At 50.3% G+C, this 16,783-nt stretch carries 11 protein-coding genes; 5 read left to right on the top strand and 6 right to left on the bottom strand.

Translation table 11 applies throughout. The features are described from left to right. Nucleotides 1-5: 5 nt before the first annotated feature. From mmsB to chvE, 3 genes are all read right to left on the bottom strand, one after another. Nucleotides 6-1,205 (bottom strand): multiple monosaccharide ABC transporter permease, encoded by a 1,200-nt coding sequence (gene mmsB / locus C7R56_RS08800; protein WP_107996375.1) that lies wholly within the window; start codon nucleotides 1,203-1,205, stop codon nucleotides 6-8. Further along, nucleotides 1,206-2,738, bottom strand: coding sequence for a multiple monosaccharide ABC transporter ATP-binding protein (gene mmsA, locus C7R56_RS08795; protein ID WP_107996373.1), 1,533 nt, complete (start codon nucleotides 2,736-2,738; stop codon nucleotides 1,206-1,208). Between the two features lie 65 nt (nucleotides 2,739-2,803). Continuing rightward, entirely contained in the window at nucleotides 2,804-3,892 is a 1,089-nt protein-coding gene (chvE, locus tag C7R56_RS08790; RefSeq protein WP_107996371.1) for a multiple monosaccharide ABC transporter substrate-binding protein, read from the bottom strand. A 229-nt stretch (nucleotides 3,893-4,121) separates the two neighbouring features. On the opposite strand from chvE, the gene C7R56_RS08785 reads away from it, so the two are divergent. Genes C7R56_RS08785 through C7R56_RS08775 form a run of 3 tightly spaced genes read left to right on the top strand, consistent with a single transcriptional unit; the run spans nucleotide 4,122 to nucleotide 8,117 of the window. Further along, the gene (locus tag C7R56_RS08785; RefSeq protein ID WP_107996369.1) at nucleotides 4,122-5,090 is read left to right on the top strand and encodes an ABC transporter substrate-binding protein; all 969 of its coding nucleotides are present in this window, start codon (nucleotides 4,122-4,124) and stop codon (nucleotides 5,088-5,090) included. A 12-nt stretch (nucleotides 5,091-5,102) separates the two neighbouring features. Then, complete coding sequence (locus C7R56_RS08780; RefSeq protein ID WP_107996367.1) at nucleotides 5,103-6,527, top strand: sensor histidine kinase; 1,425 nt, start codon at nucleotides 5,103-5,105, stop codon at nucleotides 6,525-6,527. Between the two features lie 15 nt (nucleotides 6,528-6,542). Beyond that, nucleotides 6,543-8,117, top strand: a complete 1,575-nt coding sequence (locus C7R56_RS08775) for a response regulator transcription factor (protein WP_107996365.1) — start codon at nucleotides 6,543-6,545, stop codon at nucleotides 8,115-8,117. Between the two features lie 96 nt (nucleotides 8,118-8,213). Here C7R56_RS08775 and C7R56_RS08770 read toward each other — a convergent pair whose 3' ends face one another. Next, complete coding sequence (locus C7R56_RS08770; RefSeq protein ID WP_107996363.1) at nucleotides 8,214-9,056, bottom strand: AraC family transcriptional regulator; 843 nt, start codon at nucleotides 9,054-9,056, stop codon at nucleotides 8,214-8,216. A gap of 123 nt (nucleotides 9,057-9,179) precedes the next feature. Here C7R56_RS08770 and C7R56_RS08765 point away from each other — a divergent pair, with 123 nt between their 5' ends. Beyond that, nucleotides 9,180-10,937, top strand: a complete 1,758-nt coding sequence (locus C7R56_RS08765) for an ABC transporter ATP-binding protein (protein WP_107996361.1) — start codon at nucleotides 9,180-9,182, stop codon at nucleotides 10,935-10,937. Further along, nucleotides 10,918-12,699, top strand: a complete 1,782-nt coding sequence (locus C7R56_RS08760; protein ID WP_107996359.1) for an ABC transporter ATP-binding protein — start codon at nucleotides 10,918-10,920, stop codon at nucleotides 12,697-12,699. Before C7R56_RS08765 ends, C7R56_RS08760 begins: the two co-directional genes overlap by 20 nt. 142 nt (nucleotides 12,700-12,841) lie before the next feature. On the opposite strand, the gene C7R56_RS08755 is transcribed toward C7R56_RS08760, so the two are convergent. Then, complete coding sequence (locus C7R56_RS08755) at nucleotides 12,842-15,271, bottom strand: phosphoketolase family protein (RefSeq protein WP_268811292.1); 2,430 nt, start codon at nucleotides 15,269-15,271, stop codon at nucleotides 12,842-12,844. A gap of 83 nt (nucleotides 15,272-15,354) precedes the next feature. Further along, on the bottom strand, nucleotides 15,355-16,779 hold the full coding sequence (gene araA / locus C7R56_RS08750; RefSeq protein WP_107996357.1) for an L-arabinose isomerase: 1,425 nt from the start codon (nucleotides 16,777-16,779) through the stop codon (nucleotides 15,355-15,357). Nucleotides 16,780-16,783 lie beyond the last annotated feature (4 nt).

The following is a 16,783-nucleotide window of genomic DNA, read 5'->3' as shown; positions in this document are numbered from 1 at the left end:
ACCCCTTATGCTGCTTTCTTTTTCTTGTTGTAGATATCCAGGACGACGGCCAGCAACAAAATCAGACCTTTGATCGCTTGCTGCCAGTCGACACCGACACCGAGAATGGACATCCCGTTATTCAAGACACCCATAACCAAACCGCCGACGATTGTGCCCACGATGGTTCCGATCCCGCCTGAAGTGGAGGCTCCGCCGAAGTATACGGCTGCCATCGCATCCAATTCCATGGAATTACCCGCTTGCGGTGTGGCCGCATTCAGACGCGCAGCCAAGATAAGGCCAGCCAAAGCAGCCATCGCACCCATGTTCACGAATACCCAGAAAGTGATTTTTTTCGTTTTGATACCAGACAATTCTGCCGCTTTACGGTTTCCGCCGGTTGCGTAGATTTGGCGTCCCGCAACGGTTTTGTTCGTCAAGAACGCATAGGCTGCTACGATGACTCCCAAGATGACTAAAATGACAGGATAGCCTTGGTAAGATGCGAAGATGTAAGTCACTCCGATCATTACCACTGCTGTCATGACTGCTTTCAGCGTGAAAGCGTTCATCGATTCCACTTCGAACAGATTATTTTTGCGTTTTTCACGTGTGCGCCATTGGCCGAAAACGAGCGCTGCGGCGATGAGGACGCCCAGGATCATCGTCAATAGATGGATACTGCTGTCCGTCAGATCAGGCAGGTAGCCTGTAGAGATTTTTTGGAATATTTCCGGGAAAGGCGCCAATGATTGCCCGCCCAGCACGACCTGTGTCAGGCCACGGAACATTAACAGTCCCGCCAACGTGACGATGAAAGCCGGGATGCCAAAGTACGCTACCCAGTAACCTTGCCAAGCGCCGATGATCGCTCCGATCGCGATGCAGAGTGGCACCGCCAACCAAGGGCTAATGTTCCAATTCACCATCAAGATGCCGGAGATGGCGCCTACGAAAGCCATCACAGAACCGACAGAGAGATCGACATGTCCCAATAAAACTACTAACAACATGCCCGCTGCCAACACCAGAATATGACTGTTCTGAAGCACGATGTTCGTGATGTTCAACGGCCGCCAGAAGATGCCGTCCGTCATGAGCTGAAAAGCAATCAGCAGGCCGATCAGAATAATGACCATACTGTATTTACTGAAAATATCAAGCGCCTTTGTTTTTAGATTCATTGTTTGCTTTTCTTTTTTAATACCGTTTGTCGTTTCCATCTATAGCACACCTTCTTCTTCCCTAGTCATTAGATTCATCAGCGATTCTTGGTTTGCATGTTCGCGTAAAACCTCACCTGTGAATTTACCGTCATTCATCGTGTAGATGCGATCGCACATTCCCAAGATTTCAGGCAATTCGGACGAGATGATGCAGACGCATTTGCCTGCAGCCGCCATCTCCTCGATGATGGTGTAGATTTCGTATTTGGCACCGACGTCGATTCCGCGTGTCGGTTCATCCAGGAACAGGACATCAGGCTCCGTCATCAGCCATTTGGCAAGGACGACCTTCTGCTGGTTCCCCCCGCTGAGGCTGCTGACTTTTTGGTAAATGGAGCTCGTCTTCGTTCGCATTTTTTTGCGGTATGCCTCGGCTATCTGGACTTCTTTTTCTTTATCCAGGACGCCTTTTTTGCTGATTTTCCCTAAGCTTGCGATTGTCGTGTTCTCGCGGATGTCCATCAAGAGATTCAATCCCAGTGCTTTCCGGTCCTCGGATACATAAGCAAGCCCATTTTCGATGGCTGCCGGCACATCCTTGACCGAAATTTCCTGTCCTTCTTTAAAAACTTTGCCGGAAATGTTGCTGCCATAGGAACGCCCGAAGACGCTCATCGCAAATTCGGTCCGGCCTGCCCCCATCAATCCGGCAATCCCGACGATTTCGCCCTTGCGGATCTTGAAATTAATTTTGTCGTTCATGACGCGGTGCGCATCAATCGGATGATGGACCGTCCAATCCTTCACTTCAAAGTAAACGTCGCCCAAGTTCGGATGGCGTTCGGGATAACGGTTCGTCAAGTCCCTTCCGACCATACCGCGGATGATGCGTTCCTCGTTGATGGCCTCTTTTTCCAGCGTTTCGATCGTTTTGCCGTCACGCAGGATGGTGATACGGTCGGCCACGTTGACGATCTCATTCAACTTATGGGAAATGATGATGGATGTGATCCCTTGCCTTCTGAATTCCTTGATCAGCTCCAATAAATTGGCACTCTCTTCCTCATTCAGTGCGGCTGTCGGCTCATCCAAAATCAATAGGCGTACTGATTTCGAGAAGGCTTTCGCGATTTCGACCAATTGCTGCTGCCCAACCCCAATCTGGGAAACGAGCGTATTGGGATTCACTCTCAATCCGACTGTCTTCAGCAGATTGGTTGTCTTCTTTTCCGTCAAATCCCAGTCGATGATGCCATACTTCGCCTGTTCATTACCGAGGAAAATATTTTCACTTACGGACAGATACGGGCTGAGCGCCAACTCCTGGTGGATGATGACGATGCCTTCATTTTCGCTGTCCTTGAGATTTTTGAATTTGCAGGGCTCGCCGTTGTAGACGATATCCCCTTCGTAGCTCCCGTAAGGATACAACCCGCTCAACACATTCATCAGCGTTGATTTCCCTGCGCCATTTTCGCCGCATAGGGCATGGATTTCGCCACGCTCAATTTTCAGATTTACATCACTCAAAGCCCGGATGCCAGAAAATTCTTTGACGATATTCCGCATCTCCAATATATAATCCGCCATGATACCCCTCCTCTATGGAAGAGACCTCCTTGGCGTCGCAAAGGAAGTCTCGATTATTCACCTTTTTATAAGCCTAAATCTTTTTCAGAATAGTAGTCTGTATCGATCAATTCCGCTTGGTAATTTTCTTTATCGACTGAGACCGGATTAGCCAGATAAGTCGGTACGATTTTCACGCCGTTGTCATACGTTTCTGTATCGTTTACAGGCACTTCTTCCTCGTTGAAGATTGCTTCAATCATTTCGATTGTGTTTTGAGCCAAGATACGCGTATCTTTGAAGACCGTTTGTGTCTGTTCGCCGGCAATGATCGATTTAACGCCTGCTTGGGTTGCATCTTGACCTGTGATGACCGGCAGTGGTTTGTCGTCTGAACCATAACCTACACCTTTCAAGGAAGAAATGATTCCCAAGCTGATCGGATCGTAAGGAGACAAGACCGCATCCAATGTTTTGTCGGTGTAGTTGGCGCTCAATAAGTTATCCATCCGCGCTTGTGCAGTCGATCCATCCCAACGCAGGGTTGCGATCTGGTTGAATTTCGTTTGTTCGGAAGGGATGACCAATTGGCCGCTGTCGACGTATTGTTGGAACACGGACATCACGCCGTTGTAATTGATCAAGGCGTTGTTGTCATCCGGAGAGCCGCCGAACAATTCGACATTGTACGGGCCTTCGCCTTCGCTCAAGTTCAATGCATCTTCAACATAGGAAGCCTGAAGCACACCCACTCCGAAATTATCGAAAGTTGCATAATAATCCACGTGTTCGGAATTCATCAACAAACGGTCGTAAGCGATGACTTCGATACCTTCGTCCGCTGCTTTTCCAAGCACATCCGTCAAGGCGGAACCGTCAATGGAAGCGATTACCAAAACATCCACGCCTTTTGTGATCATGTTTTCGATTTGGGCTACTTGGTTTTCTACTTTGTCCTCACCGTATTGAAGGTCCGTTTTATAGCCCAGCTTCTCCAACTCGGTAACCATGTTGTTGCCGTCCGCAATCCACCTCTCGGCTGACTTAGTCGGCATCGCGATTCCTACATAACCGGCATCCCCTGTAGATGCTTCCCCGTCGCCGCAAGCACCTAGCGCTACTGCGGATAATAACGTTGCTGCTGTAAGAAAACTTTTCTTCCAATTTAATTTCATCCCTGATTCCTCCACTGCTGTTTTATTTGATATACGTATTGTACCGTTATCAGATACCGCTTACATTCACTATTTTTTCCACTTTCTTGATATTTTTACTGATTTGTATCCGTTTCCATATAGATTTTTTCCGATTTTCTTTGTTTTTTTTCGAAGGCCCCATAAACTGTGCTAAACTATTCGATGGTAGCGTTTCATTTTGGTTATATATAGGAAGGAAGTTCCCGCCATGAAGTATCTATTGCATTTGCTCCTCCTGCTCTTTATTGTCGGCGGCTGCGCGAACAGCCCTGATGCGGAAGAAGATCCAGGGAACATCGTCATCGGATTCTCGCAATCCGGAACGGAGAGCAATTGGCGCAAGCGCCACACAGAATCTATAAGAGAAGAATTGGATAAAGAAGGCTACGAAGTGCTGTACCGGAACGGCTTCATGAACCAAGACCGCCAAATCCAGGACATACGGACCTTCATTGCCTATAAAGTGGATATGATTGTCTTCACGCCGATCGTGGAAGATGGTTGGGATGCTGTTCTGTTGGAAGCAAAAGATGCGGGCATACCCGTTATCGTTGTCGACCGCCATATCCGCACAGCGGAAGAGAATCTGTTTCTGACGCACATCGGTTCCAGCTTCAAGGCTGAAGGAAACCGAGCGGGACTCTACATCACCAATCATTTCCAAAACAGCTCCCAGTCCTCCGTGAAGATTTTGGAAATGAAAGGGCTTGCGAATACTTCGCCAACCAATTTCCGCAGTGAAGGGTTCATGGAAGTGATCAGCCGCGATTCGCGGATATCCATCGCAGCCTCCTTGGAAGGGGACTTTATCCGTTCCAAGGCGAAGGATGTCTTCCGGCAATACATCGAGGAGAACGGTTGGGAAGACATCGATGTCCTCTACAGCCATAACGACGAGATGACACTCGGCATGCTGGAAATCATGGAAGAAAACGGCATCGTCCCCGGTCAGGACATCCTCATCGTCACGATTGACGGCCAAGCCGAGATGATCGAAAACCTGCGCGCCGGCAGGGTCAATTGCGTCGTCGAATGCAATCCGAATGCAGGCTGGTATGTCCGCAACACCATCAAGCGTTATTTGAACGGCAATACCATCCCCGATGAAATCTATATGCCCGAAACGGTCTTCTCCGATAAAGGGAATCTCGACAGTATTCCGCCAAGGGACTATTAGGGAGGCCATATGATGGAAAAAATAGCCAGCATCAAAGATATTTTTCAGCAGACCAATCGACTGCTCTTCAGCATCACCCTGATTCCTTTGCTAGTGATCAGCATCTTTTACACACGCAATATTTTGATTTACCGCAATGCACTCGCAAACGTCGAAGAGGCGAATACCGTTTCCACCACCGTTCAGGAAAATGTTTTGGAGGAACTATGGGACTTGGTCTTCGGCCTCATCCAGGTCACCGATTACGAGTCCGGCAACGAGCTGGGAAAGGTGCGCCTGGCCATCGAAGAAATTCAGGCCAACACCACCACCGCAAAGGAAGCCGCCACACTGGATGTCGCTTTGCGGACCTTGGATACGTTGGATAATTACATTTCCGAGATGGAAAGCAATATCGCCAATGAACGGCCGTTCGCTGAAAATGAAGCCATCATGGTCCAAGTCGATGCCGTCACAGTGCTGCTTTATGCTATCCTGCAGGACTTTGTGCGCGTCGAAATCGAACTTGCGGGTAAAACCAGCGATGATATGCTTGTGTCGCTTTATTATCTGATCCTCTTTGAGCTCGTCATCGTCCTGATAATCGTCTACTATGCCCGGAAAAACAACCGCTTTTTGACGCAGCAGATCCAAGAGCCGTTGAACGACCTGATCGTCCTTTCCGAGGAGCTGTCGCAAGGCCATCTCGATTACCGTGCAGAAGAGCCGGAAGTCGCGGAGCTGCGCGTCGTAACAGAAAGCATGAATGACATGGCGCGGAATCTGCATGTGCTGATCGAAGAAAACGCCGTGAAGCAATTCGATCTGGCCCAAAGCGAGCTGCGTGTCCTGCAGGCGCAGATCACGCCCCACTTCATCTACAATACGCTGGATGCCATCCTGTCCTTGGCCGAGCAAGGCAACAGCGAGCAGGTGAAGACGATGACCTACGCCCTCTCCGATTTCCTGCGCATTTCCTTAAGCAAAGGTCAGGACTGGATCACAATCGAGAAAGAAATCCGCCACGTCGAAGATTACCTGACGATTCTGCAAATCCGCTACGGGGCCATGTTGACATTCGCCATCGACATCCCGGATGCCATCCTCCAGACGGAAGTGCTGAAGATGATCCTGCAGCCGTTGGTGGAAAATGCGGTCTACCATGGAACCAAGCATGTCCGCCGCGCCGGAAAAGTGACCGTTGCGGCGACCTATACGAATGACACGATCCAATTCTTCGTGACCGACAACGGCATCGGCATGGAGACGGAGCGGCTCCATGAAATCCAGGAACGCCTTGCTCAAGCCACCGTTGATGACTCCGGTGAAGGCGGGTATGGCCTTTACAACGTCCGGAAGCGACTGCTGTTGTATTACGGCAACACCGCTTCCCTCGCTATCGATAGCACCTACAGAAAAGGCACGACCGTCACAGTGACAGTACCGAAGATTACCTAAAAGGAGCGATCAAGCATGTATAAAGTCTTTATAGTCGAGGATGAACACCTGATCCGGGACAGCCTGCGGAACCAACTGCTGTCCCTCGCCGAAACACACCCGCTGATTTTTTCGGGGGAAGCCTCAGACGGGGAAATGGCATTGGCCTCGATCATGGATGTCAAGCCGGATATCCTGCTGACCGATATCCGGATGCCCTTCATGGATGGCCTCAGTCTGGCAAAGGAAGTACGGAAGATCTTCCCCTGGATCCGCATCATCTTCATCAGCGGCTTCGATGATTTCGAATATGCGCGCACCGCCATCCAAGTGCAGGCGGACGCCTATCTTCTGAAGCCGATCAAAGACACCGAACTGGTCCAAACGCTGGAGGCTGTCATCTCGGTATTGGACAAACAAAAAGAACCCGTCACGGAACGGGATACGCATGCGGATAATTTCATCTTCGAGCTGAAAAAAAATCATTTCCTGAACGGCATCTTCCGCGGTGACTTATCGGTTCCGGAAGTGCTGCAGGAATCCGCCGCCTTGAAGCGTTCGGTAGTCGGAAAAAAGACCTGCGTCGTGTTGGCCACCAATCATTACGACAAAAATTTCGACGATTATTTCCGTTTCAGCAATTATCTGCATTTCCTTTTCGGAGCGGATGAGAGCATCATTTTCTCCAGCATCTCGTCGCGCTTCATCAAGTTTCTGTTGATGGACAGCGATACGGACAGGTTGTTGGAAAAGAGTTACCAGCTGGCCCAGACATTAGTCCATGAACTGAAGGACGAAGAAGCTGATGATTTGATTGTTTCAATCGGACCGATAATCGAACGGCTGAGCGAAATTCCGCAAGCCTATCGCTACACGCAGAACATGCTCCAGACTTACGGCGTGCTCCGGACTGAACGGATCATCAGCTACGAGGATGACATCAAGGACGGCGAAGTTTCCCCGACGAATCCTTTCAAACTCGATTTGGCCCAAAAAATTGCCCAGACCGAAGCCGATGAACTGGAGGAACTGGTACTGGAGCTTCAGGGAACGCCCGGTGATACCGAAGAACGCAACCGCCTCTTCCGCTTTTTCGTGCTGACCGAGCTGGGCCATCTTGTCCAAAAAAAGAAGCCCGGTTCGGAGCAACCTTTGCTTGAAAAGATGAACGACCTGGATCAACTGGCGGCGGTGGCGGCCGATGCAGCGGAATACACCCAAATCATTGAAAAGCTGTTGGCGTTTCTGATGGCGGCCCACATTAACCCTTCGATGGTGAAGTATCAGAGCGTCATCCAAAAAGCCTTGGGATTCATCAAGGAGAACTTCACCGATCCGGATATCTCCCTGAATGTCGTGGCCGATGCCGTAAACTTGAGTCCGTCGCATTTCAGCACCATCTTTTCGCAATCTTTGGGGCAGACTTTCATCGACTTCTTGACCGAATGCCGCCTGCAGCACGCGAAAGAGTTGTTGATCGGGACGGATGACAAGCTGTCCACCATCGCGATGGACATCGGCTACAACGATCCCAATTATTTCAGCTACCTCTTCAAAAAACGGGAAGGACAGACACCAAAAGAATTCCGCCGCGCAAACAGTAGAGCGTGATGAATCCCCTGCGAATCACAACGCATTTAAAAGAGCGCGAGAAAAGGAGCCACCCATTAAATTCGGGGCGGCTCCTTTTCTTTACAGCGAAACTTCCTACACCGGTCGCTGTTCCTTGGCGACTTGCGAAGGCGCGGTTCCGTAGTATTTTTTGAACAGTTTGCTGAAGTGGTACGCATCCTGATAGCCGACAGCCTGTGCGACTTCTTTGATGGTCCACTCTTCCTGCTTCAGCAGTTCCCTCGCATGCTTCAGGCGCACGTGGATCAGGTAATGGATTGGGCTCAATCCGGTCGCTTCCTTGAAGATCTTTGAAAGATGAGCCGGACTGACGAAGAGTTGCTGCGCCAGTTGTTCCAGCGTGATTTCTTCGGAATGGTGGTTTTCCAAATAATAAACGGCATGGTTCACCAGATGCTGTTGGCGCATAGCCGTTTGAGAAAGCGCCGTGGGAAGTGTATTGTCGGACCCGTCGTCCTCCAAACTCCGCAGCAACAACCCCAGCATCTCCAATATCAGCCCTTTCCCCATCAACTGATATTCACTCCGCTGTTCGTTGAACTCTTTCGTCACTTGCCATGCTTTAGCCATGAAGGCATCCGCATAACAGCCCAAATCCAGCAAAGCGCGCTTGTTCGGGAAATGATTGCGCGGAAGACCGTTAAGCGAAAGGTTCGTAAGGCCGATATGCAGCTGATGAGAAAATGTGCCCTCTTTTTGACTTTCCGCATGTTTGACGCCCGGATTGAAGAGCATGACGGTGCCGGTTCCCAAGTCCTGCCGTTCTCCGTCCACCAGGTAATCGGCTTCCCCTTCCAGGATGATGCTGATTTCCAGGAAGTTGTGGCTGTGCGTTTTGGAATAGTTTCCGGCTTCGTTCAAGGGATCGAAAGCGTACAGAATTTCAGGATTGAATGTTTGTACGTGTGTATAGGCCATCGCAAAAGTCCTTTCTGTTAATTACCCTTATATTGTACAGGAATCTGACGAAGAAAATCCATTCTCATTCCTCCAAAAAGCAGTAACCTGTTAACATACACTTTTTTTGAGGAGGACTGTTATATGAATCATTATCAATGGATTTGGCGCTATGCCCAAGCATACAAATCCAAAGGCTTACTGGCTTTATTATTTATTTTCCTGAATGCCCTCCTGATCATCGTCAACCCGCTCTTAGCTGGGGAATTGGTCGACAAAGTCATCGATGGTGGACAGGATGACTTGTTGGTGCCTATTTTGGCGATCATGATCGGCATCACGCTCTTCCGGACGACAATCCGCTACAGCTACCAGATGCTGTTTGAGCGGATTGGCCAAAATACGCTCTTCGTACTGCGCCAAGACATGTACCGGAAACTGCAGGAGCTGGATTTCGACTTCTTCAACCATACCCGTGTCGGGGACATCATGGCTCGGATGACCGGGGATACCGATGCCATCCGCCACTTTGTCTCCTGGGTCACCTACAATATCTTGGAAAGCATCCTCTGGTTCGTGATGGCCATTGCAGTCATGGGCACGATCCACTTTCCGCTGATGCTGTCGTTGGTGGCGGTCACGCCGATCATCTTCATCCTGACGCAAAAGATGTCCCGGGAAGCGTTCCCGCTGTTTTTTCAAATCAGGGAAAGCTTCTCCCGGCTGAATTCGATGGTGGAAGAAAACATCGGCGGCAACCGCATAGTCAAAGCATTCGCAAGGGAAGAGCATGAAATCGAAAAATTCACGAAGCACAATGAGGATTTCAAGCGCCGCAACCTGGATTCCGCAGCCGTATCCCGCACGTATCTTCCTTGGCTCGACGGCTTCGCGGGAACATTAAATGCAATCGCCTTGGTGCTCGGCGGCTTGTATGTCATCCGCGGGGAAATGTCCATGGGAGATCTGGTCGCCTTCAATGGTTTCCTCTGGATGCTGAATATGCCAATGCGCATGAGCGGTTGGCTCATCAATGATGTGCAGCGTTTCTCCGCTGCTTGCGTCAAAATCCGCGACATGCTGGACACAGAGGCCCGGATTCCGATTATGGATGCCGAGGAGCAACAGCACATCAAGGGAAACGTCATGTTCGACGATGTCTCTTTTGCCTTCTCCGATGATCCTGAAACGGATATCCTGTCGCATGTCTCCTTTACAGTCGGTCCCGGACAGACGTTGGGAATTTTGGGCGAAACCGGCTCAGGCAAGACGACACTCGTCAATTTAGTCGGAAGATTCTACGATCCGACTTCGGGAACCGTCCTTATCGACGGCAAAAACGCCAAGGAGTACCCGGTCCGCCAATTGCGGGAAAACATCGCCATGGTCATGCAGGACGTCTTTCTGTTTTCGGATACGATTGAAGACAACATTGCTTTCGGAAATCCCCTGGTGGACCGCTCGTATATCCAGCAGATGGCCCGGATTGCCGATGCGGACGGCTTCATCACCAGCATGCCCCAAGGATACGCCACTATCATCGGCGAACGAGGAGTAGGCTTATCGGGAGGGCAAAAGCAACGCATTTCCTTAGCCCGAGCGTTGGCGAAGGATCCAGCCATCTTGATTTTGGATGACACCACTTCCGCTGTGGACATGGAAACTGAATCGAAAATCCAACAGGAATTATTCGGCTTGACGGAAAACAAAACAACCTTCATCATCGCCCACCGGATTTCGTCGGTGCGGGATGCAGATTTGATCCTGATGATGGAAAAAGGCCAAGTCGTTGAACAAGGAACCCATGCGGAACTTTTGGCCGAGCGCGGCAAATATTATGACGTTTACTGCAAGCAACTCGGATTGACGGGAGGGGAAACCAATGGCACGCAATACGTATGATGTCGATGAAAGCTTAGAGCAAGAATTCAATTGGGGCCATTACCGGCGCTTAGCCGGCTATATCCGCCCTTACAAAAAATCAATTTCAAAGATATTGGCTGTCATCATTCTGGCGAACATCGCCGGAATGGCAGGTCCTTATTTCACAAAAATCGCAATCGATGACCTGATACCAGCAGGAAACGTGCAACAGTTGCTGGGACTGGGCGGCATCTTCATCCTTTCCCTTGTCCTGATCGGCGGGTGCATGCGCTACCGGATCTACGCCATCACCGAAGTCGGCCAGGACATTCTGAAGGACATGCGTTACGACATTTTTTCGCATCTGCAGCGGTTGCCCTTCGCCTACTTTGACAACCGGCCCCACGGCAAGATCCTGATCCGCGTAGTCAATTACATCAATACGCTGAGCGACCTGTTGAGCAACGGCCTCATCAATTTGATATCGGACCTTTTCAACGTAGTGATCACGTTAGTCTTCATGTTCCTCATCGATGTGCGCTTGACCTTATACAGTATGGCCTTGCTGCCGGTTCTGTTCGGATTGGTGCTGTTCATCAAAAAGCGTCAGCGGATAGCTTTTCAGATATTGAGCAACAAACAGTCCAATCTTAACGCCTATATTCACGAAAGCATTTCGGGAATCAAAATAACCCAATCCTTTGCCCGCGAACAGGTCAATTATGACATCTTCAATGAAGTGAGCGAGGAATACCGGACGTCGTGGATGAAAGCCGTCAAAATTCAATTCTTGATGTGGCCGGGTGTTCTGAATATTTCAGTCATAACGACCTGTTTGATTTATTTTGTAGGCATCCGCCAGCTCGGCGTATCCGTAACGACAGGAACATTGATCGCCTTCATCGGCTACATCAATAATTTCTGGAATCCCGTCATCAACATCGGAAACTTCTATAATTCCTTGATCACAGCGACGGCCTACCTGGAACGCATCTTCGAAACACTGGACGAGGTACCTTCCATCCAGGATGCGCCGACCGCGTATGAACTGCCCTCGGTCTCCGGAGCAGTGGACTTCGAAGATGTCACCTTCCGCTATGAGGATGGCAAAGATATTTTGCATAAGGTCAACTTCCATATTGAACCGGGCCAGAGCATCGCTTTGGTAGGACCGACGGGAGCAGGTAAGACGACCATCATCAACCTGTTGACCCGCTTCTATGACATCAACGAAGGCAGCGTTAAAATCGATGGCCATGATGTCCGCGAAGTCACGCTCCACTCCTTACGCAGCCAGATGGGCGTCATGCTGCAGGATACTTTCATCTTTTCCGGTACGATTCTGGAAAATATCCGCTACGGAAAGCTGGATGCTACCGAGGAGGAAGTGATCGCCGCCGCAAAAGTAGTACGCGCACATGACTTCATCAAACATCTGAAGGACGGCTACCATACCGTTGTGGAGGAGCGCGGCAGCACCCTTTCGGCTGGCCAACGGCAATTGCTTTCCTTTGCGCGGGCCTTGCTTGCCGATCCGAAGATCCTGATCCTCGATGAAGCGACCGCCAGCATCGACACCCGGACAGAGGAACTGCTGCAGGAAGGTCTCCAGAAACTTCTGAAAGATCGGACTTCCTTCATCATCGCCCACCGGCTGTCCACGATCAAAAACAGCTCCCAGATCTTCTACGTGGCAGGCGGCAACATCGCCGAAGCAGGCACCCACGAAGAGCTAATGGCCCAAAAAGGCTTGTATCACCATCTCTACCAATCCCAATACGACCTCCTGCAGGCCGTGTGACGAACTGAAGCTGTCCCGTTTGGGGCAGCTTCTTTGTTCCTCAAAATCAGGAAATATCCGAAAAAGATGCGCTGCCGACCGTTGGAGCAACTGCTCCAAGGCCGGGAACGCATCTTTTGATTATTAAACGGGATCTCTTACGTTAGTCCGCTTTGTTTGCAATCAGTTCTTTGGCTGCTGCCGCACCTTCCAGTGCTTCCCATTTCCATTCCATGACTTCCGCAATGTCCTCGCCGTTCTCGCGGATGAAGCGGTGGTGGAAGTCCACCGTTTCCGTCATCCTTTGCGAAAAGACTGCCGCTTCTTCGCCATAGACAGCATTAGCCGCATCCTGCGCCAAGTGGAAACGATCCATTTCGGACAACACACGCATGTCGAACGGTGTCGTGATATCCCCGTTCTCACGGTAACCGTGGATGTGCAGGTTATGGTTATGACGATCAAAGAAGATGTCACGGATCAAGCCTTCGAAGCCGTGGAAGGCAAAGACGATCGGTTTGTCCGCCGTGAAATAGGCATCGAAGGCTTCGTCGCTCAAGCCGCGCGGATCCACATCCGGATGACGCAGTTTCAACAGATCCACAATGTTGATGAAACGGATCTTCAATGCCGGGAACTGCTTATGCAGAATCGTAACGGCGGCAAGTGCCTCCAGGTTCGGTTCCGTTCCCGCTGCTGCGATCACGACATCTGGTTCTTCGTCTCCGCAAGTCGAAGCCCAATCGATCACTTTCAAGCCATCCTTGACCAATATTTCCGCTTCTTCAGCAGAGTAGAATTGCGGACGCGGGTGTTTCGAAGACACGATCAGATTGATCTGTTCCTCGGAAGCCATCGTTTCCGCCATCACGGCCATCAAGGAGTTCGCATCCGCCGGCAAGTATTCCCGGATAAATTCCGGTTTCTTCTCAGCCAAGTGCGTCAACAAACCTGGATCTTGATGGGTGTAGCCGTTATGGTCCTGTTGGAAAACTGTCGATGTTGCGATCAGATTCAGGGACGGATAGTGTTTGCGCCACGTCTGTTCTTTGGCTTTGCGCAACCATTTGAAATGTTGGGTGATCATCGAGTCCACCACGCGCAGGAAGGCTTCGTAACTGGCGAAGAAACCATGACGCCCAGTCAAGACATACCCCTCCAGGAATCCTTCTGCTTGGTGCTCGGACAATTGTGAATCGATGACACGGCCGGATGGGGATAACCATTCGTCATAAGCAGGATCGATTGCTTCCATCCAGACGCGATTCGTTACCTCAAAGACTTTGTTCAGGCGATTCGATTTGGTTTCATCCGGTCCGAAGATGCGGAAATTATCCGGATTGTCCACGATCAGATCGCGTGCAAAGTTGCCGAATTCGATCATATCCTGGGCAATGACTGCGCCTGGAACGGTCGTGTCGACGGCATACTGCTTCCAATCCGGAATGACGAGCGGTTTCGGATCGATGCCGCCATTTGTGATTGGATTCATAGCCATCCGTCGGTCACCTTTCGGTGCCATCTCTTTCAATTCAGCCACCAGTTGGCCATCGGCACTGAATAGCTCTGCGGGACGGTAGGACTGCATCCAATCCACTAGCGCATCAATGTGTTCCATGTGGTGTGCATCCACTGGAATCGGCACTTGGTGGGCACGGAAACCGCCTTCTATCGGTTCGCCGTCCCACGTTTTCGGACCCGTCCAGCCTTTCGGTGTGCGGAAAATGATGACCGGCCAAGCCGGCATCTTCGCTTCGGCAGCGGAGCCTTTGCGGGCTTCGGTTTGGATCGCTTTTATCTTTTCAACAGCTGTATCCAACACTTGCGCCATGATCGGATGCACCGCTTCCGGTTCGGTTCCTTCCACGAACAACGGCTCCCAGCCCATGCCCCCAAAGTACTGCGTCAATTCTGCGTTCGATTTGCGGTCCAGGATCGTCGGATTGGAGATCTTGCCGCCGTTCAGGTATAAGATCGGCAAAACGGCCCCATCCGTGACCGGATTGATGAACACATTCGAGAACCAACCAGCCGCCAACGGACCGGTTTCAGCTTCCCCGTCACCAACAACAGTCGCTGCGATCACTTCCGGATTGTCGAAGATAGCGCCTGTTGCATGGGAAAGCGAATAGCCGAGTTCGCCGCCTTCATGGATCGATCCGGGTGTTTCCGGTGCCGCATGGGAAGCGACCCCACCAGGGAAGGAGAATTGTTTGTAGAGTTTCGTCAACCCTTCCAGATCTTCGGTGATTTCAGGATAGATTTCCGTGTAGGAGCCGTCCAGATAGGAGTTCGAAACCATGACCTGACCGCCATGTCCCGGCCCTTCAACATAGAACATATTCAGGTCATATTTGTTGATGACGCGGTTCAAGTGGGCATAGATGAAATTCTGTCCGGAGATCGTTCCCCAGTGGCCGATTGGATGAAGCTTCACATCGGTTTCCTCGATTGGGCGTTGCAGCAAGGGATTGTCCTTCAGGTACAATTGTCCTACGGAGATGAAATTAGCGGCGCGCCAGAAGGCATCCACCTTGTCCAGATATTCTTTTGAATCAAATGCAGTCATTTTTTTTTGCTCCTTTTCAGTTATATTATTGAAAACGCTTGCTACACCTTTCACAAACGTCCTCCAAAAAATCGGTTTGACGATCTTCTGTCAAACCGACCGATAGACTATTTGATTAAGGCTACTTCAAGACCGACCAGTTTTGCCCAAGCCAGAATCTGATCTGTGCTTAAACTCAATGAAACGACAGTGTGGTGACCGCCGCCAGCTTCGATCCAAGCGCGGATACCGTCATGGAAATTAGGTTTCACTTCCCATAGGACGCGTGCGACTGGAAGGTTTGGAGCTGCTTCAGTCGGTTCAAAAGCAACAACTTCATTCACCAACAATTTGTAGTGCGTTCCGAAGTCAGCCATTGAAACGACAACGCCTTCCCCTGCTTTGCCGTCGAAGACAAGGCGAGCAGGCTCTTCACGGTTCCCCATCGATAATGGTGCGATCAAAATTTTCGGTTTGTTGACTGCCAGTCCTGGATCGACCTCCAACATATGCGACTGCAGAATCGCTTCTCTGCCTTCAGCCATTTCATATGTGTAGTCTTCCATGAAGCCGGTGTCGATGTTGTGGGACATGATCTTCATCAAACGGTCGATTGCTGCTGTTTTCCAGTCGCCTTCGCCTGCGAATCCGTAGCCTTCTGCCATCAAGCGTTGTACTGCAAGACCCGGTAGTTGTTGCAGGCCATGCAGATCTTCAAAGTTTGACGTAAAGGCAGTGTAGCCGCCCGCTTCCAAGAAACGACGGATACCGATTTCTTGACGTGCCTGCACTTTGACATGCGCTTCCCATTTGCCTTGTTCATAATCGCCATAGTCGCAATCATACAAATCTTTGTATTCATTGAACAAAGCATCGACTTCTGCATCTTCGACCGCATCGACATAGTCCACTAGATCCCGGATACCGTAGTAATCGACTGTCCAACCGAATTGGATCTGCGCTTCCACTTTGTCGCCTTCCGTCACGGCAACGTTACGCATGTTATCGCCGAAACGCGCCACTTTGATGGAGAAGCTTTCGTTGTAAGCTACCGCAACGTCCATCCATTCCGCGATTTGGGTTTGGACATTTTCACGTTCCCAATAGCCGACAACGACTTTGTTGTTCTTTTTCAAGCGCGCATTGATGAAGCCGTACTCGCGGTCGCCGTGTGCTGCTTGGTTCAAGTTCATGAAATCCATATCGATTGTTGCCCATGGAATGCTTTCGTTGAATTGCGTTGCCAGATGCAACAACGGTTTTTGCAGCAATTTCGTGCCGCGGATCCACATTTTGGCTGGCGAGAAGGTATGCATCCAAGTGATGACACCTGCCACTTCATCACGGTAATTCACTTCTTTCATGATCTTCGTGATTGTATCGGGCGTTACTGCCAATTCCTGCAACACAAGCGGATAAGGCAGTTTGCCGCTATTGTTGAGGCTTTCCACGATTACCGCTGCATTGTTTTTTACTGTTTGCAAAGCTTCTTCACCGTATAAATGTTGTGAACCGACAACGAACCAAAATTCTTTTTTTCCTACTTCTAACATATCT

The organism is Trichococcus paludicola, from assembly GCF_003052295.1.
GTDB classification, from domain to species: domain Bacteria; phylum Bacillota; class Bacilli; order Lactobacillales; family Aerococcaceae; genus Trichococcus; species Trichococcus paludicola.
Note: the sequence above shows the minus strand (reverse complement) of the source record. Positions and strands in the feature narration are given on the sequence as shown.

What these genes read in the sequence shown, in the direction of transcription:
- mmsB (WP_107996375.1), bottom strand. Translation starts at nt 1,205, where the DNA reads ATGGAAACGACAAACGGTATTAAAAAAGAAAAGCAAACAATGAATCTA.
- mmsA (WP_107996373.1), bottom strand. Translation starts at nt 2,738, where the DNA reads ATGGCGGATTATATATTGGAGATGCGGAATATCGTCAAAGAATTTTCT.
- chvE (WP_107996371.1), bottom strand. Translation starts at nt 3,892, where the DNA reads ATGAAATTAAATTGGAAGAAAAGTTTTCTTACAGCAGCAACGTTATTA.
- C7R56_RS08785 (WP_107996369.1), top strand. Translation starts at nt 4,122, where the DNA reads ATGAAGTATCTATTGCATTTGCTCCTCCTGCTCTTTATTGTCGGCGGC.
- C7R56_RS08780 (WP_107996367.1), top strand. Translation starts at nt 5,103, where the DNA reads ATGGAAAAAATAGCCAGCATCAAAGATATTTTTCAGCAGACCAATCGA.
- C7R56_RS08775 (WP_107996365.1), top strand. Translation starts at nt 6,543, where the DNA reads ATGTATAAAGTCTTTATAGTCGAGGATGAACACCTGATCCGGGACAGC.
- C7R56_RS08770 (WP_107996363.1), bottom strand. Translation starts at nt 9,056, where the DNA reads ATGGCCTATACACACGTACAAACATTCAATCCTGAAATTCTGTACGCT.
- C7R56_RS08765 (WP_107996361.1), top strand. Translation starts at nt 9,180, where the DNA reads ATGAATCATTATCAATGGATTTGGCGCTATGCCCAAGCATACAAATCC.
- C7R56_RS08760 (WP_107996359.1), top strand. Translation starts at nt 10,918, where the DNA reads ATGGCACGCAATACGTATGATGTCGATGAAAGCTTAGAGCAAGAATTC.
- araA (WP_107996357.1), bottom strand. Translation starts at nt 16,779, where the DNA reads ATGTTAGAAGTAGGAAAAAAAGAATTTTGGTTCGTTGTCGGTTCACAA.